The sequence below is a fragment of the Prevotella sp. oral taxon 313 genome (assembly GCF_003043935.1).
Taxonomy (GTDB): Bacteria; Bacteroidota; Bacteroidia; order Bacteroidales; family Bacteroidaceae; genus Prevotella; species Prevotella jejuni.
Window position 1 is genome coordinate 2,639,169 of the sequence record NZ_PYXE01000001.1, and the last position, 20,702, is coordinate 2,659,870.

At 42.6% G+C, this 20,702-nt stretch carries 18 protein-coding genes; 5 read left to right on the forward strand and 13 right to left on the reverse strand.

From position 1 onward, the window contains the following. Positions 1-82 precede the first annotated feature (82 nt). Positions 83-1,093, forward strand: coding sequence for a 2-oxoacid:ferredoxin oxidoreductase subunit beta (locus AXF23_RS10285; RefSeq protein ID WP_107625244.1), 1,011 nt, complete (start codon positions 83-85; stop codon positions 1,091-1,093). Between the two features lie 77 nt (positions 1,094-1,170). Then, complete coding sequence (locus tag AXF23_RS10290) at positions 1,171-2,004, forward strand: LytTR family DNA-binding domain-containing protein (RefSeq protein ID WP_107625245.1); 834 nt, start codon at positions 1,171-1,173, stop codon at positions 2,002-2,004. A gap of 670 nt (positions 2,005-2,674) precedes the next feature. Here the strand turns inward: AXF23_RS10290 and cysS are convergent. After that, positions 2,675-4,162: a cysteine--tRNA ligase gene (gene cysS, locus AXF23_RS10295; protein ID WP_107625246.1), complete on the reverse strand. Its 1,488-nt coding sequence runs from the start codon at positions 4,160-4,162 to the stop codon at positions 2,675-2,677. Between the two features lie 155 nt (positions 4,163-4,317). On the opposite strand from cysS, the gene AXF23_RS10300 reads away from it, so the two are divergent. After that, entirely contained in the window at positions 4,318-4,635 is a 318-nt protein-coding gene (locus AXF23_RS10300) for a heavy metal-binding domain-containing protein (protein WP_107625247.1), read from the forward strand. Positions 4,636-4,786: 151 nt separating this feature from the next. On the opposite strand, the gene AXF23_RS10305 is transcribed toward AXF23_RS10300, so the two are convergent. From AXF23_RS10305 to AXF23_RS10355, 11 genes are all read right to left on the reverse strand, one after another. Beyond that, positions 4,787-4,987, reverse strand: coding sequence for a DUF4250 domain-containing protein (locus AXF23_RS10305; RefSeq protein ID WP_009013122.1), 201 nt, complete (start codon positions 4,985-4,987; stop codon positions 4,787-4,789). Positions 4,988-5,014: 27 nt separating this feature from the next. Further along, complete coding sequence (locus AXF23_RS10310) at positions 5,015-5,494, reverse strand: cytidine deaminase (protein WP_107625248.1); 480 nt, start codon at positions 5,492-5,494, stop codon at positions 5,015-5,017. Positions 5,495-5,674: 180 nt separating this feature from the next. Continuing rightward, on the reverse strand, positions 5,675-7,141 hold the full coding sequence (locus AXF23_RS10315; protein ID WP_107625866.1) for a hypothetical protein: 1,467 nt from the start codon (positions 7,139-7,141) through the stop codon (positions 5,675-5,677). Positions 7,142-7,201: 60 nt separating this feature from the next. Further along, positions 7,202-8,041 carry a glutamate racemase gene (gene murI, locus AXF23_RS10320; protein ID WP_089366938.1) on the reverse strand — a complete coding sequence of 280 codons (840 nt, stop codon included), beginning with the start codon at positions 8,039-8,041 and terminating at the stop codon, positions 7,202-7,204. Positions 8,042-8,056: 15 nt separating this feature from the next. Continuing rightward, the gene (locus tag AXF23_RS10325) at positions 8,057-8,572 is read right to left on the reverse strand and encodes an OmpH/Skp family outer membrane protein (RefSeq protein ID WP_089366939.1); all 516 of its coding nucleotides are present in this window, start codon (positions 8,570-8,572) and stop codon (positions 8,057-8,059) included. A gap of 455 nt (positions 8,573-9,027) precedes the next feature. Further along, entirely contained in the window at positions 9,028-9,531 is a 504-nt protein-coding gene (locus tag AXF23_RS10330; RefSeq protein ID WP_089366940.1) for an OmpH/Skp family outer membrane protein, read from the reverse strand. A gap of 95 nt (positions 9,532-9,626) precedes the next feature. Then, positions 9,627-10,172, reverse strand: coding sequence for an OmpH/Skp family outer membrane protein (locus tag AXF23_RS10335; protein WP_042856459.1), 546 nt, complete (start codon positions 10,170-10,172; stop codon positions 9,627-9,629). 136 nt (positions 10,173-10,308) lie between these two features. Beyond that, entirely contained in the window at positions 10,309-12,924 is a 2,616-nt protein-coding gene (locus AXF23_RS10340) for a BamA/OMP85 family outer membrane protein (RefSeq protein WP_089366941.1), read from the reverse strand. A gap of 12 nt (positions 12,925-12,936) precedes the next feature. Next, complete coding sequence (locus AXF23_RS10345) at positions 12,937-13,689, reverse strand: isoprenyl transferase (protein WP_009013114.1); 753 nt, start codon at positions 13,687-13,689, stop codon at positions 12,937-12,939. A gap of 99 nt (positions 13,690-13,788) precedes the next feature. Continuing rightward, positions 13,789-14,481, reverse strand: coding sequence for a type IX secretion system protein PorG (locus AXF23_RS10350; protein ID WP_107625249.1), 693 nt, complete (start codon positions 14,479-14,481; stop codon positions 13,789-13,791). A gap of 22 nt (positions 14,482-14,503) precedes the next feature. Then, entirely contained in the window at positions 14,504-15,865 is a 1,362-nt protein-coding gene (locus AXF23_RS10355; RefSeq protein WP_107625250.1) for a DUF6242 domain-containing protein, read from the reverse strand. Between the two features lie 434 nt (positions 15,866-16,299). On the opposite strand from AXF23_RS10355, the gene AXF23_RS10360 reads away from it, so the two are divergent. Next, on the forward strand, positions 16,300-17,163 hold the full coding sequence (locus AXF23_RS10360) for a KilA-N domain-containing protein (RefSeq protein WP_107625867.1): 864 nt from the start codon (positions 16,300-16,302) through the stop codon (positions 17,161-17,163). Positions 17,164-18,133: 970 nt separating this feature from the next. Here AXF23_RS10360 and pckA read toward each other — a convergent pair. After that, positions 18,134-19,747: a phosphoenolpyruvate carboxykinase (ATP) gene (gene pckA, locus AXF23_RS10365; RefSeq protein WP_107625251.1), complete on the reverse strand. Its 1,614-nt coding sequence runs from the start codon at positions 19,745-19,747 to the stop codon at positions 18,134-18,136. 279 nt (positions 19,748-20,026) lie between these two features. Between pckA and upp the strand changes: the two genes are divergently transcribed. Next, positions 20,027-20,686 (forward strand): uracil phosphoribosyltransferase, encoded by a 660-nt coding sequence (gene upp, locus AXF23_RS10370; RefSeq protein WP_009013109.1) that lies wholly within the window; start codon positions 20,027-20,029, stop codon positions 20,684-20,686. Positions 20,687-20,702: the final 16 nt, after the last annotated feature.

A 20,702-nucleotide genomic window follows, 5' to 3' on the forward strand; every position in this document is an offset into this window, starting at 1 on the left:
CAGGATGACGAGTTACTTGTTGATAATGCAGAGTGAATAGCAGTAATCATAATTACGTATGATGAATTAAAACAAAAAAGTCATGAATCAATATACAGCACAAGATTTCAAGAAGGGACAGCCACGTTGGTGTCCTGGCTGTGGCGACCATTTCTTCCTTGCCAGCCTACAGAAAGCTATGGCAGAGTTAGGTGTTCCACCTTACGAAACAGCCGTTATTAGTGGTATCGGATGTTCAAGTCGATTACCATATTATGCAAATACATACGCTATGCAGACTATCCATGGTCGTGCAGCAGCTATTTCTACAGGTGCAAAGGTCACAAATCCGAACCTTACCATTTGGCAGGTTTCTGGTGATGGCGACGCTCTTGCTATCGGTGGTAACCACTTTATCCACGCTATGCGCCGTAATGTAGACTTGAATATGATTCTCCTGAACAACCGCATCTACGGTCTTACGAAGGGACAATATTCCCCAACAAGTCCACGCGGCTTCGTCTCTAAGTCAAGTCCATTCGGTACAACGGAGGACCCATTCCGCCCAGCTGAGCTCTGTTTCGGTGCTCGTGGTAACTTCTTCGCACGTAGTGTTGCCAGCGACAATACTGAGACAATCGCTATCCTCAAGGCTGCCTATCAGCATAAGGGGGCTGCCGTATGCGAGATTTTACAGAACTGTGTTATCTTCAACGATGGTTGTCACAATTCTGTCTACACCTCTCAAGGTCGTAAAGAGAATGCTATCTACGTCAAACATGGCGAACCTTTGATCTTTGGAGCCAATCAAGAGTTTGGACTCGTGCAGGATGGCTTTGGCTTAAAAGTAGTGAAAATAGGTGAGAATGGCGTTACCCGTGATGATATCCTCATACATGACGCTCACCGTCAAGATAATACTTTACAGTTGAAGCTTGCCATGATGAGTAATGAAGAGGGTTTCCCAATCGCCCTCGGAGTTATTCGTGACGTTGAGGCTCCTACCTACGACGCTACTGTTAATCAGCAGATAGAGGAGGTAAAGGCGCAGAAACATTACCACACCTTTATGGAGATGCTCGAAACCAATGATATTTGGGAAGTAAAAGAGTAATAATTTAAGACGAAATACACTTGCACGAAAAGAGGAAAAGATGTATCTTTGTGGGCAGAACAACCATTTAAGACATCATGAGTAGACTAACCTCATTTCTACGTAGCAAGTATATGATACATGCAAATGCCAGTTCCTGGCGCACAAGTGTTGCGTTGGGAGTTGGCATTTTTTTGTTTCTTTACCTCCTGCAGCCATTTGGAATCAGTCGATATAGGGGTAGTATCTTCTTGATGTGTCTTGGTTTTTGCGTTATGACCATAGGAGTTCAGTGGCTATGTACCTTTCTTTTCTTCAGACGACCAGCGCAGAAGAAGATGCCAGTAACCAATGGTTACATGATTATTTACAGTGTTGCTATCGAGTTTGCGTTGGCCATCTCTCTGACGCTCTATGCTGCTTTCTTCTTCCACATACCGTTGTCATGGCAGCTCTTTTGGGTGTTCTTTTATTGGACCTTCCTTGTTTGGGTAATCGTTACGGCTATCTTTACGTTGTTAAACTATAACCGTATGTTGAATAACAGACTGGAAGAGATGATAAAGAAGACTACGGACGAGCAAGAGGATGTCATCATCACGCTGCACGACCAGAACCTTCGAGGGACCGACCTGACCTTACCTATCAACAATCTACTCTATATCGAAGCACGAAAAAATAATGTTTGTGTTTGTTATATAAAGGAAGGTAGGTTACAGAAGACCGAGCTCCGCTCTACATTGACAGCCTTGAAGGATGACCTTCCATACGATAATATCTTCCAATGTCACCGTTCCTTCCTTGTAAATATCAATAACATCGTATCTGCAAAAGGTAATTCTAACGGCTATCAGTTGCTCCTTACTGGTTGTGAAGACATCATTCCCGTTTCTCGTACGTTTGTTCCAGGCCTTCGCCACTTTGTTGGTTAAGGTCTTTGCAGGCTGTAGTCAGCCTTCTGTTTAGTGCTAATAGCATTGTTAAAATGCGTATTCTCTCCGCTTGATAGCCGTCTGTAAGTTCTCTCTACCTACTTGTTCTACCCCTCGCAAACGAATTAGGAACGACTAAACCACCCATCCTTTCGAATTATTTTCATGTAAGAAAGAAATTATTTTCATGAAAAAAAATATTTTTCTTCACGACAATAAATATTTATTTTCATGAAAATAATTCGCAAGAGGGGGGATAGTCTGATAATAAAGACAATAAGAATACTTGTACTAAACAGCTTTTACTACTATAAAACACGTCAAAAGAAAAGGGAGAGTAGACTTTTTATATACCAAGAAAGTAGTTGTTTACGTTCAAGCCAATAGAATTTCTATGAACAAGAAAGTAAGTGATTATGTTCAAGTAAATAGGCTTGCTATATTCAAGAAAGGATGTGTCTATTTGGTAGGGGTACGCCTATTTTACAAGAGAGGGAGAAGAAAAGGACAGCTATACAGCATGTGGTGAGATCATATCACTGACACAGTGCAGGAATAGCTGTCCTTTGTTTGAATAATATTTATAGATGACTAAGGATATTTTCCACTATCATCATGCTGACTTCAGATGACAAACCATCATAGAGATGAGGCTGAATAAGGCTAATGCCTATCGGTCAAGTTTCCACGTAACACCGTCCTTGGTGTCCTTAACTTGGAAGCCTGCGTCAGCAAGTGCATCACGGATTTGGTCGCTGACAGCCCAGTTCTTTTCTGCTTTCGCCTTTGCACGGAGGTCGAGAACCATGTCGACTACCTTGCCGTAAGCCTCCTCACGGGCATCATTATTAGCCCCACGCTCATTCTGAAGACCGAGAATATCGAAGGCAAAGAGCTGCATAGCCTCTGTTAACTCCCTAAGGTCGTCGGCTGAAATCTGCGCTTTATGGTCGATGAGGATGTTCACTAAGTGGCAAGCCTCAAAGAGAGTTGAGATGACAGCAGGGGTCATCAAGTCGTCATTCATTGCGTCGTAACACTTCAGACGGAAGCCATCAACAAACGTCTTCGTATTCTCATCCGTCGTAGCAGCAGGTTGGATGCGTGCTAAATCCTCAATGCCATTCATCAAACGCTCGTATCCCTTCTCAGCAGCCTGTAGTGCCTCGTTAGAGAAATCGACTGTTCCACGATAGTGAGCAGAGAGGATGAAGAAACGAATTGTCATTGGAGAGTAAGCCTGTGTGAGCGTGTCATGATTGCCCGTAAAGAACTGCTCAAGCGTAATAAAGTTACCAAGCGACTTGCCCATCTTCTGTCCATTGATGGTAATCATATTGTTGTGCATCCAATACTTCACCATTTGGTCGCCTTGTGAGGCAACTGCTTGTGCAATCTCGCACTCGTGGTGAGGGAAGATAAGGTCCATTCCACCACCATGAATATCGAAGTGATCGCCCAAATACTTGCGTCCCATTGCTGTACACTCGCAGTGCCAACCAGGGAAACCATCGCTCCAAGGAGATGGCCAACGCATGATATGCTCTGGCATAGCACGTTTCCAAAGTGCAAAGTCAATCTGATTACGCTTCTCACCAACGCCCGCCAACTCACGAGAATTGTTTATCATGTCGGTGATGTTACGCCCAGAGAGAACGCCATAGTGGTGGTCTTTATCGTATTTCTCTACATCGAAGTAGATACTTCCATTGCTTTCATAGGCATAGCCATTGGTTAGGATTTGTTTTACTAACTCCTCTTGTTCAATGATATGACCCGTTGCGTGCGGTTCAATACTTGGTGGAAGTACGTTAAGCAAACGCATAGCATCGTGATAACGATTGGTATAGTGCTGTGCTATCTCCATTGGCTCCAACTGCTCAAGACGTGCCTTTTTCTCAATCTTGTCGTCGCCCTCGTCAGCATCATGCTCCAAGTGTCCCACGTCAGTGATGTTACGAACATAACGCACCTTGTACCCTATGTGTTTAAGATAGCGGAAAAGGATGTCGAAAGTGATAGCTGGACGAGCGTGTCCGAGGTGTGGGTCGCCATAAACGGTTGGTCCACAAACATACATTCCAACGTTAGGAGCTGCAATCGGTTGGAAGAGTTCCTTCTTACGATGCAGTGTATTGTAAATAACTAAGTCTTGCATAATGCCGTTGTTTATATCTTATTGATGCAAAAGTACAAAATTATTGTCAGCCATGATGCGTCTACATAGAATTTTTATTATCTTTGTCATGTATTTGTAAGACATCAAGTAATAAGTCTACATATCAATTATATTATTAATACTGACAAAAGATTATGATTATCACAACAACCCCAACCATTGAAGGTCGTCCTATCAAAGAGTATAAAGGAATTGTTACAGGAGAAACAATTATCGGTGCTAACTTCATAAAAGACTTCCCTGCTGGCATCAGGGACTTCATCGGTGGACGTAGCGAAGCCTATGAAAAGGTGCTGCGTGAAGGCAAAGAAACCTCCATTCAGGAAATGATGCAACGTGCAGAAGCACTTGGTGCTAACGCTATCGTTGGTATTGACCTCGATTATGAGACTGTCGGACAGGGTGGTTCTATGCTCATGGTCACCTGTTCTGGTACTGCCGTAGTAATATAAGAAACGGTTGTCACAAGTCTTAAAAGGCTCTGAAATACAGAAAAGAGTACTTTCCCTTCGATGAATAATAGTGGGGAATCGTATTGAACATATAAATAAAGCACGCCATGCAGGATTGTATGGCGTGCTTTATTTATCTACTATTACCTATTTATTCATCAAAACCTATTGGGCGAAACTGGTGTTGCTCCTCGCTATAGACGTAACCAGCATCATGTAAGTAGGCTTTGAGTCGCTCGGCATCTTCGTTGAAGTTATAACAAAGAGACTCTAAAGAGTCGAATTCTTCATCACGTAGTAGCATGTTAACACTGCTAACTAATATCTCTGGGTCTTTTGGTAAATGGTCCATAATAACTAATTTTTAAGAATGAAAAGGCTACTTCATTGACTCTCCAATAAACTGAAGAGGCAGCAAGTCCTTTATACTATTGATTACATATACGCCCGCCGTACCATAAAGAAGGATACGAATAGGCTGTTTATAACGGTCTTCTATTTCTAAGATAACTTGTCGACAAGCACCACAAGGTACTATCGGGTCACGCATCAAACCATATTCATTGGCTGCGGCAATGGCAAGTGTGGTCACTGCTTGGTCTGGATAGACAGACTGAGCAGCAAAGATTGCTGAGCGCTCAGCACATAAGCCTGATGGAAAAGCAGCATTCTCCTGATTGGCTCCGATAACTTCTTCACCATTAGCAAGCAATAACGCTGCGCCAACACGGAAGCGGCTATAAGGAGAATAACTATTACCTGTTGCCTCCACAGCCCTTTGAATGAGGTGCTGATCAGCCTCCGAAAGTTCATCTTGTTGGCAAAAACCAATCTTGATGCTTATGTCTATTGTTTTCATTGTTGATATTTATTGTTGGTGATGGGGGTTATTGGGCTTATTAGGCTTATAAGGCTAATGGGGCTAATAGGCCTTATAGGGCCAATAAAGCTTATTGGGCTAATGGGGTTAATAGGCCTTATAGGGCCAATAGGGCTTATTGGGCTAATGGGGCTAATAGGCCTTATAAGGCCAATAAAGCTAATTAGCTATCAGCTCATAACAGCCGATATCTGGCTTACTATCACGCTGCTTACCATCATGGTCGGTTGCAAAACGGGGGTCGCCAAGGGCCAGTCCCGCATCAATTGCAGGATATTTCTCTCCTTTTTCAGCCTTCTTTAGATGGAAATCATAGTTCTGCTTGTCGCCATCTACCAGTACAAACTGCTTTGAACCGCCCTCTGGATAGTCCTTACTATTCTCCCATGTGACGTCTGTGAAACGTGCCATAAGAGACGAGTCCTTAGGTTTTGATGTACGAAGAAGACAATTATAGAAGTGATAGTTGGCTGTCACATCCTCCTTATTATTGCCCATAAGCACAACATCCGCATATCCTGTTACAAGTGAATTGACCACGTGGAGGGTCTGGAGCGGGTAGTCCTTGTTGTCAATATGATTGCCAAAGCTCAATGCAGCACCACGGTTACTATCGAAGGGATAGAACTGTGCGAAGGTACAATGTGTCAGGGTCACCTCGCCACCCACAAAGTCAGCACAGTCCATCAGCGTATTAGAGAACTGAGTGTTATAAGCAACGATCTTACTGTTAATGGCTTGTAAGCCATAACCCTGACAGTTATGAACAGTAGAGTTCGCTATTGTCAGTTTCGTACGTGCAGCCATTGCTGTATCGCAGAGAATACCATTATAGGTAGAATGGATGTCGGTGTGTTCCAATAGATTATCATAACTATCCTTGTGAAAACGCACACCTTGCCACTGACCACTGACCCGGTCGTATGGTAAATACTTGAACATTTTATCTAATCGGTCGCCACGTAGTGTCACAGGATTAGCTGCCGTACCCTCACAACGCAGTGTTCCGTAAACGTCAAGGGCAGCCTTCTGAGAGAAGTAGACGGTCGTACCGGCAGGAATCGTCAGTGTAGCACCCGCTTCAACCCGCAATGTATCTTGGAAGACTATAGGTTTTGTACTATTCAGTGTGGTGTTTGTTGTAATCTTCCTACCCTTAATCAACTCCGCATCCCAGCTGTAAGCAGACAGGTTAACCTTCTGTTGTACACCGCTTTCGAGCGTAAATAATAGGTTATCAGACAATTCTTGCGGTGTCAGTGCATTGTTCAAAGGGGATGTCATCTCAACGAACACCTGAATACTATCCTTGTTCCTAACCTCAAGGTTGCTAACTTGATAGCCGTTCTCAGCCGACAGTTCGATGCCATCTACGTTCACTCTGAATCCTGTTTGATTACCTTGTGCGAGGCGAACATTAGTTAATCGCAATCCATCCCCCGACTTATTATACACCCAGAAAGTCTTAGTAGATGTCGGAACATTGGAGAATGTGGTGTCAAGTCGTAGTGTATCTGTTGAGAAAGAGAGGAGATTACTGCGCGATGTAGTGAACGTATCATCATCCGTACAGGCCACCATCAGCATGACAACAGACAGAAAAAAGAATATAGAAAACTTCTTCATCATTAATCTTATTAGTTCTTATCTAACGACTCAACAGGCTGTTTTATTGCCTTTGGGTGTCTATTCCAAGTCTACATGCTCCACATCGACTTGTTCATGTAGGAAGATACGTGCCGTCTCCTTGAACTTCTCGGGGTTTTCTGTGGTGAAATACTTCACGCTACCATGCTTTGTACAACGTGCATCCATATCGGGATGACGTCGAAAGTAGTCTTTCAGACTCTCTGCGACATACTCACCCTGAGCAACAATCTGTACGTTTTTTGGTACATGCTTCTGTATTTTTGGCATGAGGATAGGGTAGTGTGTACAGCCAAGGATGAGCGTGTCAATTAGTGGGTCACGTTCCATGATAAGGTCGATACGCTTTTTCACGAAGTAGTCAGCACCGGGCGTATCTGCTTCATTGTTCTCAATGATTGGTACCCAAAGCGGACAAGGGATACCCGTCACCGTCACGTCGTCCCATAATTTCTGTATTTCAAGCTTATAACTATGACTCTTTATCGTCCCTTCAGTAGCCAACACCCCCACGTGACGTGACTGTGTAAGTTTGCCTATCACCTCAGCAGTAGGACGAATTACGCCCAACACTCGTCTATCTGGGTCGAGCTTCGGTAGGTCATTCTGCTGAATAGTGCGCAAGGCCTTGGCCGAAGCGGTGTTACAACCTAATATTACCAAGTGGCAACCGAGGTCGAATAGCTTCATCACAGCCTGCCGTGTGAACTGATAGACCACGTCGAAGGAGCGTGAACCGTATGGTGCACGTGCATTATCACCCAAGTAAAGATAGTCATACTCAGGGAGCAGCTGTCGAATACCATGTAGGATGGTCAGTCCACCATACCCAGAATCGAATACACCGATAGGTCCCGGCTGTTTAGAATATGCTGTCATTTATCCTTACTAATATTATTTCAGCACTGTAATCAGTGCGTCTGTGATATCTTCTCCCATGGTTGTGTTAGCGAAAGGTAGCCCGTTATTATCCGTATTAAGGATGAACGCATAGCCTCTCTCCTTTCCCATCTCACGAACAACATTGTTCAGTTTAGTGCGAACAGGTGCATAGATATCTTCTTCAGCCTTCTTCAACAGTCGTTCTGACTCCTTACGAAATGCGATGTTGCGGTCCATCAGTTCCTCTAACTCTGCTTGACGCTTACGGAGAATAGATGGTTCCAACTTACGCTGTACGTCAAGGAAATCTTCATATCTGTTGTTGAAATCCTCTACTGAACGCTTTGTTTCAGCATCATACTTTGCTTTTAGGTCGTTTAAATTACGTGTTGCAGAAGCATAGTCGGCCATAGCACGAAACACTTTATCATAGCTAAAGTATGCGAACTTGAATGCTGGTACACTCTGCTGTGCCGTTGCCAAGAGTGGCAAAAGCATGAAAACGAAGGAAAAGATTAGTTTCTTCATTACGTTATATATTATCTTTTCTATATTTAAACATAAGTGAGGTCATCGCAAGAACAGAATATTCGTGCGGTGACCTCACCCTTTTTTCTCCCTTTATTTAGTGTCGGTTCGTTGAAAGAAATATTCTACTTTCTAACCAGCGGCCTGTCTTTCTCGAATTCTTTTCATGAAGAAAAATATTTTTTGTCGTGAAAAAAAATATTTTTTTTCATGTAAATAAATTCTTCTTGTCATGAAAATAATTCAGTGTCATCAGATTGTTTGATGCTCAAAGACAAACTATCAGAGAAATACTTACCAGTCTCAAGGGCTTAAAAGAGCATTAGCATGTTTCGTCAGATACCTTAGTAGCCCTCGACAAGCTAACCTTCTCTGGCAAAGAAATTCCTACTATAATAGCCCGTTCATTCTAAACAATGGAGAAACAAACACGGGGCAAAGGCACCCGCATTGCTTTACTTCATCTTAGCCAACTGAGCCTTTACCTCTGCAGTGATATCCTTGCTGAGTGCCTCGTTGATATACAATGGCTGACCAGCTGCCTTCTCCATGATGTAAACATAGTTACCTGCCTTAGCGACAGCAGCGATAGCGTTACGAACCTTCTCAAGGACAGGGCCGAGCTGCTTCTGCTGTTCCTCGTTGAAAGCCTTCTGGTTGTCCTGAGCAGTCTGCTGAATCTTGTTATACATATCCTGCAGATTCTTCTCGGTCTCAGCCTGTTTTGTAGCGTTCATAGTGCTCTTAGACTTGTCGTAAGCCTCAGCTTGACGCTGCAACTCAGCCTGCATGTCCTCAATCTGCTTCTGATACTCCTTGCCCTTAGCCTCGAGTTTACTCTGAACGGCTGTAGCCTCTGGGAGAGACTGAAGCAAAGCCTGTGAATCAAGATGACCAAACTTCTGTGCGAACAATGTCATTGGTGCGCAAAGCATCAACATCAAAAATAACTTCTTCATTTCTTTCTATTGTTTAATTGTTTATTAATTTACTTTTTATCTGTGGTGATAGTATTCCTAGGATAGCTAGGAGAACTAGTTTTCCTAGCCTCCCCTTACTGATAAGAATATCCTAATTTCTGCAGCACCTCATTACTGATATCCACCTTTGGAGACCCATAGATAATACCAGAGGCATTGCTTGAACGGTCGATGACCAGACTATAGCCACGTTGGTCAGAGATATCCTTTACGGCATTGTAAATCTCGTCCTGTATCGGAGTAATCAAGCTCGTACGCTTCTTGAAGAGCTCGCCCTCTGGGCCGAAATACTTACGTTTGAGGTCGGAAGCCTGCTTTTCCTTAGCCATGATAGCGTCTTGACGCTTCTTCTTCTGGTCCTGTGAGAGGAAGACTACCTCGTTCTGATAGTTCTTATACATTGTTGAAGCCTCAGTATTGAGCGCCTCAACCTCAGCTTGCCACTTCTTACTAACCTGATTCAACTGCTCATTTGCACGCTCGTAAGCAGGTACATTCTTGAGGATATACTCCATATCAATCAGCGCAAACTTCTGTGCTGATGCCATTAAAGGCATAAGAGTAAACACACAAAGAGGTAAAACGTATCGTAATACACTCTTAAACATATTCTTCTTCATCCTTTACTAATTCAATATTTATAACTCTTAATTCTCTTTACCGATAGTTACTCAGCCTATTAGAACAAGCAACTTGTCTACTCGTTTACTCATTTAACTCGTCTACTCGTCTACTTGTCAACCAGTCAACTCGCCCTTAAAACTCCTGTCCAAGGATGAAATGGAACTGACTTCCGCCCTTTGTACCAAAGACTTTGTCGAAGCCATAAGCCCAGTCGATACCCATCATACCCACCATTGGGAGGAAGATACGAACGCCAAGACCAGCAGAACGCTTCATGTCAAATGGATTGAACTTACTTGTCTCTGTCCATGCGTTACCAGCCTCAACAAATCCAAGACCGTAGATGGTCGTGTTACCCAAGAGGAAAGGATAGCGAAGCTCTAACGACATACGAGTGTAAGCATAACCTTCAGCACCACGAGGAGTAAGTGATCCATTCTCATAACCACGTAATCCAATCGTTTCTTCAGCGTATCCTGTAGTATAACCACTCATACCATCACCACCCATGTAGTAGGTTTCAAATGGACTTTTCTTGTTTTTATTGTAACTTCCCAACAAACCGAACTCAACACGGGTCATCAAGACGAAACATTTCTGACCACTTGTGAGGGCTGTAAAGGTACGAGCCTTGAACTTCCACTTGTGATATTCTATCCAACGATACTTCTCCTGCTGCTCCTGCGAGAAGGTTGGAGAGTTACGGTCGGTTGCCAAGTGAGCATAGTCCTTATGATCCCACTTAGACCAAGGCGGAGTAATCGTCAATGATACCGAGAAGTCAGAACCACGACGTGGGAAGAGTTGGTTGTCTGTTGACGTACGATTAAGCGCAATGTTAAGGTTCAAGTTGTTTGCTGAACCATTCGACATAATAAAGTATTGCCAGTTACGCAACATATAACGCTGATACTGCAGCTGGAGTGACAAGGTGAAATAGTCATCAGGCCAGCTCAAACGCTTACCCCAACCAGCATAGACACTAAAGAGTTTCACATACTTGTCTGGGTCATAATAGTTCTCGTAGCTATTGTAATTGTAGTTACCATAACCGTAACGATAGTTGTTATAGTTATTCATGTAACCACTGTTATAATAGTTGCTTGATACGTCAGTCTGCTTTGAATATGACATACCCACACTGAACTGGATAGGACGCTTACCTCCCAACCAGTTGGTAGAGTACTGTGCATTGTATGACTGGTAGTAAGTACCGTTGGTCTGTGCGCCTAATGAGAGTGTCTCACCATCTCCGATAGGCATGATACCACGGTGATCGCGATTCTTACGGAAGAGGTTTGCCATTGAGAAATTATTCAACTTCAAACCAACACGGCCGATAACACCCGTCTGACCCCAACCGAGTGAAAGTTCGACTTGGTCGTTTGACTTCTGTTTGAGGTTATAGTTGATGTCGACAGTACCGTCCTCATAGTTTGGCTCTGGTACAGGGTTGATTGCTTCTGGGTCGAAGTGTCCCATAGAAGCCAACTCACGTGCAGAACGCTGAAGCGCTTCCTTAGAGAAAAGGTCGCCTGGCTTTGTACGCAACTCACGACGAACAACATTCTCGTAAAGGCGGTCATTACCATTAATCTTCACTCGATTGATATGAGCCTGCTGTCCTTCTGTGATACGCATCTCAAGGTCTATGGAGTCGCCGACAATGTTCACCTCTGTTGGTTGGAGGTTATAGAAGAGGTAACCATTGTTCCAATAAGCATTACCCACAGCATCCTCATCCTGTGAAAGACGCTTGTTCAGGTAAGTCTGGTTATAGACATCACCCTTCTTCATATCGAGCAAACGAGAAAGATAGTCGGTTGAGTAAACCGTGTTACCTACCCATTTGATGTTGCGGATGTAATACTTCTTACCCTCATCCACCTTTACATAGATGTCAACATGCTTTGGGTCGACATTCCAGACACTATCCTTTGTAATCATAGCATCACGGAAGCCATACTCGTTATACTTTGTAATAAGGTTCTTCTTATCCTCTGCCCACCGTTCTGGTGTGAACTTCTTTGACTTTAAGATATTAGCAAGCTTGCCAGCCTCGTGGGTCTTAGTAAAAGCACCCTTGCTTAAGAGGCTACCTTTAATCTTCTTATCACCCAACTGGTTGTCGCCGTCAATCGTAATTGTGCGTACTTTCAGTTTCTCCTTCTTATCTACATCAATATCAAGGATGACCTGGTTCTTTGCTGCAACGTCATCTCTCTGACGGATGAAGACCTCAGCATTCTTATAACCCTTGTCTTCAAAGTACTTCTTGGCAAGTATCTTTGCACGGTCAATCATGTTAGGAGTTATCTGACCACCCTTTACAAGCCCGAGTTTCTTCTCCATATCCTCACGCTCAGTCTTCTTTAGTCCATTATAGTTAATGGTTGAGATACGAGGACGAGGTGCAAGGTGTATCTTCAAGTAGATATTATCTCCTACAATAGAGTCGGCCGAAATGGAAACATCAGAGAAGAGTCCATGCTTCCAGTAACGCTTCACAGCATCTGTGATAGCCGTTCCCGGAACCTCCAACTCCTGTCCAACGCTAAGTCCGGAGATACCTGTTAGGACATAATCCTCATAGCCTTCAATACCGGTAACGGATAGTCCTGCCAACTTATAAGTCTTAGGCGTACCAGAATAAGTGATGTCTGGGTTTACAATCTTCTGCTGTGCACTCACCGTAAGCGAAACTCCCGAGAGTGCAAGGAGCATCAACACCTTATTTATTTTAGTCATCTATTGCGTAACTTAATTGTTTTCTTTTTCTTCTACTTGTTTCTCAGTCTTTCCAAAGCGACGCTGTCTACTTTGGAAACTCGCAATGGCTTTCTGTAAGTCCTGCTCATTGAAGTCAGGCCAATAGGTATCACAGAAATACAGCTCAGAGTAAGCTATCTGCCATAAGAGGTAATTGGAGATGCGAAGCTCGCCTCCCGTTCTTATCAAGAGGTCGGGGTCGGGCATGAAATTGGTCTCTAAATGCTCGCTAATCAGCTCCTCCGTGATTACTTCAGGACGCAGTGGTTCAGCGGACTTAGCCTCATGTTCAGCAACGATATCCCTCATTGCCTTCGTTATCTCCCATCGTGCGCTATAACTAAGAGCAACAACCATTGTCATGGCAGCGTTCTTCGCTGTGTGTTCCTCCGTCTCTCTCAGCTTTTTCTGCACTTCTTCTGGCAGGCGAGCCATGTCACCGATAACACGGAAACGCACATTATTCTTCATGAAGATTTCGTCTTCCAAAGATGTAAGGACAAGCCCCATCAATGCAGCTATCTCATCAGAAGGACGATTCCAATTCTCCGTTGAGAAGGTATAGAGCGTGAGAAACTTCACACCCAATCGTACACACTCTGACGTGATACGACGCACGGTATCCACTCCGGCCTGATGTCCGTATGAACGTGGCTTATTGCGTTCTGTAGCCCAGCGACCGTTACCATCCATTGTGATGGCGATGTGCTGGGGTATTCGTGTCATATCTAATTCTTCTGCCATATCTTTTGAAGAGATAAACCTTTGTTTTTTATGTACAATATGTATGTTTGTACGATGTGGACTACACCTTATTATATATGCTCTGGACTTCTTTGTCCTTTACTCATCCTCGTTATGACAGGTCTTACACTTTGCCATAAAACTATAAGAGAACGTCAGCTGTAGGGTGGAATAACTGTCCGTATTCTTGAAGATTCCACTACTCTTAATGCCATAGGGATCTTTCTGTCCGTCTAATTCATCACTGAACGAGAAGTGTACTGCCCATTCTAAGCCTACGTTCATACGCTCGCTGACCTTATATTTCACACCTACTCCGATAGGAAGATTAGCCGTCAAGACTGACTTACGGTCGCCTCCTTTTATGTTTACGTAGGTGGCACCTAATCCTATCATAGCGTAGGGTGACAAGCGCTGTGCACCTCGATAGTCACGACCTGTGCCGTATGGCAGGAAATTATATTCGTATGCAAGGCCCACATCAACCAATGCGTTGTCGAAGGTATAGGGTGCTGAGGCAAAACGAGGATAGTAAGTCTTGACATCAGCAGACGACCCTTTCATCTTTCCAAACGATACATTCATCTTTACTCCCATGTAAGGACTGAGATTATATCGTGCTAACAACGTCGCCATCGCCTGTAGGTCTTTCATTAACGACCCATTGAAATCGCCTAAATAACCCATCACTCCGACGCCAGCGCCAATCTCCATCTTATACTCGGGGTCGGACTGCGCCCAAAGTGGCGTAGTAGCAAGGAAGAGGAGAAGACTGATGAAGAGTCGTTTCATTCTTATTACTTATCGTCTTATCCTACTCAGCCAATCGACTAAGGTTCAAAGCCCATCCTACACGATTGAGTCTTCCACGCCAAACCTTTGTACCGCTGATAATCCAGAGGTATTGGTCGCTATCGACAGTAGCTGCGAAAGTAGCACCTGCCTGCATGTCTTTTGGATAAGTAAAGTCCTTGTCGGCCTTCCAAGTGATACCACTATCACGAGAGAGGAGCATAGAAACCACTTTGTTACTATTGTCGATACCCAAGGCAAGGGCTGCTCTGTCATAGTCGACAACGGTAAGGTTCTTATAAAGAGGCAACTGGAACTTATCTGCATTGCTCTCAACATAATTCCACTGCTCGCTTGGTCGATAAGAAACCTTCGTCCATGATGTATTGTGCGTACCACTTGTTGGTTTGCCAACGAGTAGCACACTGTACAGATTAGACGTAATCGTTGTATATGAGTAATTGATATTGCTTGTTGGTAATAATGATGTGCTACTATCTAATGACTCAGCAGTCCAGGTTGCACCATTATCTTTTGATGACAACAGACTACCTGTGTTAGACAAAGCAAACAGCTCAACTGGTGATGCTGCCACCAATTGTTTCAGACTGCTGTTAGTAGCAATAGTCGTCCAAGTGTTGCCCTCTGTGGAGCTATACACCGCTCCATTATCGATGACAAAGAGTTTATCTCCTTGTGTCACAACACTCTTATAAGCATCAGCAGCGAAAGTCTTGTTCAGCTTAGTCCAGCTATTTCCATTGTCTTTTGTCGCAGCATAAACGACGGTCTGGCTACCATTGGTACCGAAGACAAACACCTTGCTACCCGTACTAACGGCCTTCATTGCTGTGAAGGAAGCAAAGTTGCTGTTTGCCTGCAGTGTTTCCCAACTAAACACATTCCCTTTTTGCTTATGAACATTGACGGTCACCTTATAATCTCTATACTCACTCCCCTTGTTTGAATAAACACGGAGAACACGAGGAGTGCTAAAGTCGATAGAGTCATTGCTGTTGTAATAAGTAAATTTCTCTTCAGTCGTTGACTTAAGAACCACAACACCACTGTTCTTGGCTACAATCTTAGCCAATACACTTGACGACTTCGAACCGTAAGGCAAAGAGTCAGGGTTATAAATCAGCCCCTGCGCCTGATCAATATAGAACTTAACCTTAGCCGCATTAAACTTAGTTGTATAAACGCTATCGCTTCCGTTCTTAGCAATTGTATCACGCACTTGCGCCATTTGTCCCAAAGAAAAGCTCAAAATAGCCGTGTCTTTGTAACTTACACTTTCTTTCTCGTCGTCGTCTTTAAGACAAGAAGTTATCGTCAAAGTAGCCATCATTAAAGCTACGAGAGTATATATCTTATTACGCATCAGATACTAATAATTGGATTTAACTGCAAATTTAATCAGAATTCTTCATATTCAACGTCTTTAACGAGGTTAATTATGTAAAATATCGAAAATATCTGCGTTTTTTTAAGTTTGTTTAGTAAGTATTGCCAAAGTAACGATAAACTTGAAGAAAAACGACCAATAAATCACATCTGATAAATTTCTGCTATCTTACTTACCTTCACATGAACTTTCCAATTGGTACTATCGCTTTTTTACTCGACTTTGCTCAACTTAAAACCTTATCCCTCTTCGACTTTTCTACGACTTTGATTGTTTACTTATTTTACATTACATCACACCACCATTTGCCCTCATTGCGGAGAAATAATCGTATAAGAAGCAAAAAAGACCCTAACAATACTGAGGAGTGTTTTTTATTTGTTACTTTTGCTGATATAATAACTAAAAATATGAATACATCAAAGAAGATAACAGTACAGAGTACAGAAATATCTGTGCTGATAGGAAAGAATGATAACGACTACATCAGTCTAACGGATATGGTGAAAGCCAACGATGAAGAAGACCTTATTCGCAATTGGATGAGAAATAAAAACACCTTAGAATATCTTGGTGTTTGGGAAAGCCTGAATAATCCAAATTTTAAAGGTGTCGAATTCGACACCTTTATGAAAGAAGCAGGATTGAATAGGTTTAATATGACTCCAAGGAAGTGGATAGAAGCAACTAATGCTATTGGCATCGTATCAAAAGCAGGGAGAAATGGAGGGACTTATGCACACAAAGATATAGCCTTTAACTTTGGTATGTGGATTAGCCCAACATTCCAACTTTATATTGTAAAGGAATACCAACGGTTAAAAGAACAAGAGAGCGATCCACTTTCGTTAGAGTGGAACGCAAAGCGAATACTATCCAAAACCAATTATACACTTCATACTGATGCTATTAAAAACGTGATTATTCCTAAAATGGACATTAATGCTATCAAGCATGGGATTATCTATGCAACAGAAGCTGATATGTTAAATATAATTCTCTTTGGGTGTAAAGCAAAAGAATGGGCTCAAGCTAACCCAAATTTGGCATCTAAAGGAATAAATCTTAGAGAAACTGCAAGCATCAACCAGTTAGTAGTATTATCTAATATGGAATCTGCTAATTCTGAAATGATAAAACAAGGGGTACCAAGAAAGCAACGTTTTGAGATTCTCCATAAAATGGCAAAAGAACAGTTAAAGGTACTTGACATGAACAATACAGAACAAAGATTTAGAAAGATCTTACCTGATAGCACAAAGAAAATAGAGTAATTAGTATCGAAATAGTTTATACATTTAAGGAATTATATTCGCCTTGATAGTCTACTGCTAATCAAATAAATATCTATCGTAGCTCATCCTACTTCTTTCAGTCAACGTAATGATGCTTCGCACATCTTGTGCGGAGCGTCCGCACAGGTTGTGCGGAGGCTGAACACGAGTGGTGCGGAGTACTCAATTCATTCGCCATAATCCCCATTAGAAGTTTGATAATCAGATGAAAACCTTTAAGCAAGCCTGCAACATGATAAACCATACTAAGAAACTGAGGGAAACGGAGGTTGGATATTCACAAAAATATGGGTCTTCAGAAATTTGGAGTGATAATAATCCGCCTAATCTTAAGTTTCTGGCGAAATATCACACAGAGAAATGGAGGGTACGGAGGAGTATTAAAGCATACTGATGGTAGTTCACAAAGGCACAGTCAGTGCATAGAGCAAAGGAGATTATTTGCCAGTTCTATTAGCAATTTATATACAAAGCGTTTATCCTAAAAAGTTATTAGGAATCTGTACGCTACCCCTCCGTCACTCATTGTGCCACCAGCACCTCCACAACATGGCGTTTAGCTCCGTCTCCTCTGTATCTCCGTGTGCGTTATTATATAAGTGCTTTAACATATCACTCAACATTTTGGAAGAACAAAAAATCCTAACAGGGATTTTCTATATGAATAATTAAATCATAAGAGACAGAACATAATCATACCAAAACAAACTTTGCTGTCACTCCTGTCATTCAAAACATACACTTAACTCGTTAAGATTCAGTAGTATTACACGAAGTGTTAAAAGTGACAGCAAAACAAAATTAAAACTACGCTTGTAATAGTATGTAATATTTCTACTTACTATTAACGGTCTTACTGTTTTCTATTACAGAAGGACAAACAAAAACTCCCACCCGTATTGCTACGGATGGGAGCTATTATTATCTATTCAGAAATATTCCGAAAGGATTAGAGCTGTGGACCAGCTGCTACGAGAGCCTTACCAGCCTCGTTGTTCTCGTACTTCTTGAAATTCTTGATGAAACGAGCTGCGAGGTCCTTAGCCTTCTCATCCCACTGAGCTGCATCAGCGTAAGTGTCACGTGGATCGAGGATCTCAGTTGCAACACCTTCGAGCTTTGTAGGAACAGTGAAATCGAAGTAAGGAATCTGCTTTGTTGGAGCAGCGTCGATTGAGTGGTTCAAGATAGCGTCGATGATACCACGAGTATCGCGGATAGAGATACGCTTGCCTGTACCATTCCAACCAGTGTTAACCAAGTAAGCCTTAGCACCACTCTGCTGCATCTTCTTAACCAACTCCTCAGCATACTTTGTTGGGTGGAGCTCCAAGAAAGCCTGACCGAAGCAAGCAGAGAATGTTGGAGTAGGCTCAGTGATACCACGCTCTGTACCAGCCAACTTAGCTGTGAAACCAGAGAGGAAGTAGTACTTAGTCTGCTCTGGAGTCAAGATAGATACTGGAGGCAATACACCGAAAGCATCAGCTGAAAGGAAGATAACCTGCTTAGCAGCTGGACCCTGAGACTCAGGACGCTGGATGTTCTTAATGTGGTAGATTGGGTAAGAAACACGAGTGTTCTCAGTTACGCTCTTATCAGCAAAGTCAATCTTACCATTCTCGTCAACTGTTACGTTCTCGAGGAGAGCGTCACGTGTGATAGCGCCATAGATGTCTGGCTCAGACTCCTTGTCAAGGTTGATAACCTTAGCATAGCAACCACCCTCGTAGTTGAAGATACCCTTGTCATCCCATCCGTGCTCGTCATCACCGATGAGCTTACGCTTTGGATCGGTAGAAAGAGTAGTCTTACCTGTACCAGAAAGACCGAAGAAGATAGCTGTGTTCTCACCGTTCATATCAGTGTTAGCAGAGCAGTGCATAGAAGCCATACCCTTCAATGGCAAGAAGTAGTTCATCATAGAGAACATACCCTTCTTCATCTCACCACCATACCATGTGTTAACGATTACCTGCTCCTTAGTTGTTACGTTAAACATAACGCAAGTCTCTGAATGAAGACCGAGCTCCTTCCAGTTCTCAACCTTAGCCTTAGAAGCGTTGTAAACGATGAAGTCTGGCTCCTGATCGAAGTCTGCCTCTGACTTTGGACGGATGAACATGTTTGTTACAAAGTGAGCCTGCCAAGCAACCTCAACGATGAAACGAATCTTCATACGTGTATCCTTGTGAGTACCGCAGAAACCATCAACTACGAAAAGACGCTTGTTAGAAAGCTCCTTCTTAGCGATGTCCTTAACAGCTGTCCAAGCTTCCTTGGTAGCACGGTGGTTATCGTTATGGTATTCCTCAGAATCCCACCATACTGTATCGTGAGAGTTCTCATCATCAACGATGAACTTATCCTTAGGAGAACGACCAGTGTAGATACCAGTCATTACGTTTACTGCACCAAGCTCAGTCTCGTGACCCTTCTCGTAGCCCTCAAGACCTTCTTTTGTTTCCTCATTGAACAATACCTCATAAGAAGGATTGTAAAGTACTTCTGTTGTACCTGTAATACCGTACTTCTCAAGTACGCTCTTATCAAACTTTGCCATTTTTATAAATGTATTTAGTTGAAAATTGATTTGTTCCCTGTTTTTATGTCTTCTTTATTAAGACACCGCAAAGGTAATATAATTATTAATTTCACACAAAAAATACCGAAGAAAAAGTATCAAAGTATTTGCTTAGATAGTTAAAGAAATAAAAAAAATAATGAGCATGGCTATATTTGCAAATTAGACTTAGCAAAACCTCAGATTTATTTGCTACTTTTGCCGAAATTTTGCAGAGCAAGTTGCTAACTTGCTTATCTATAACACCTAAGATAGAAAATGGACATCATTAATTTTTCAGAGCAGAACTCTATTATCAATCAGTATTTAGCAGAAATCCGTGATAAGGATTATCAGAAGAATCGTTTGCTCTTCCGCAACAATGTTATGCGTATCGGAGAGTTCGAAGCTTTTGAGATTTCTAAAACATTGAACTACGAACCAAAGGATGTTGTTACTCCATTGGGTACGGCTCAGGTTAATGTACCAACTGACAAAATTGTTTTGGCTACTATTTTCCGTGCTGGATTGCCTTTCCATAACGGTTTCCTTAACATATTCGACCATGCTGGTAATGCTTTCGTTAGTGCTTATCGAGAATATACGGATGCTGAACATCATGAGGTAGGTATTCACGTTGAATATCTTGCTACACCAGACATCAATGGTAAGACACTTATCATCGCTGACCCAATGTTGGCTACTGGTGGTTCTATGGAGTTAGGCTACAAGGCTATCCTTTCAAAGGGAACTCCTCGTCATGTGCATGTTGCTTGTCTTTTGGCTACACCAGAAGGTATTGCACATATCCGCAAAACTTTCCCAGAAGACTCTACCACCATCTGGTGTGCAGCTATTGATGAAGGATTGAATGAGCATAAGTACATTGTTCCTGGCTTCGGTGATGCTGGTGACTTGTGCTATGGTGAGAAGTTGTAGAAGCGATTTTAGTATA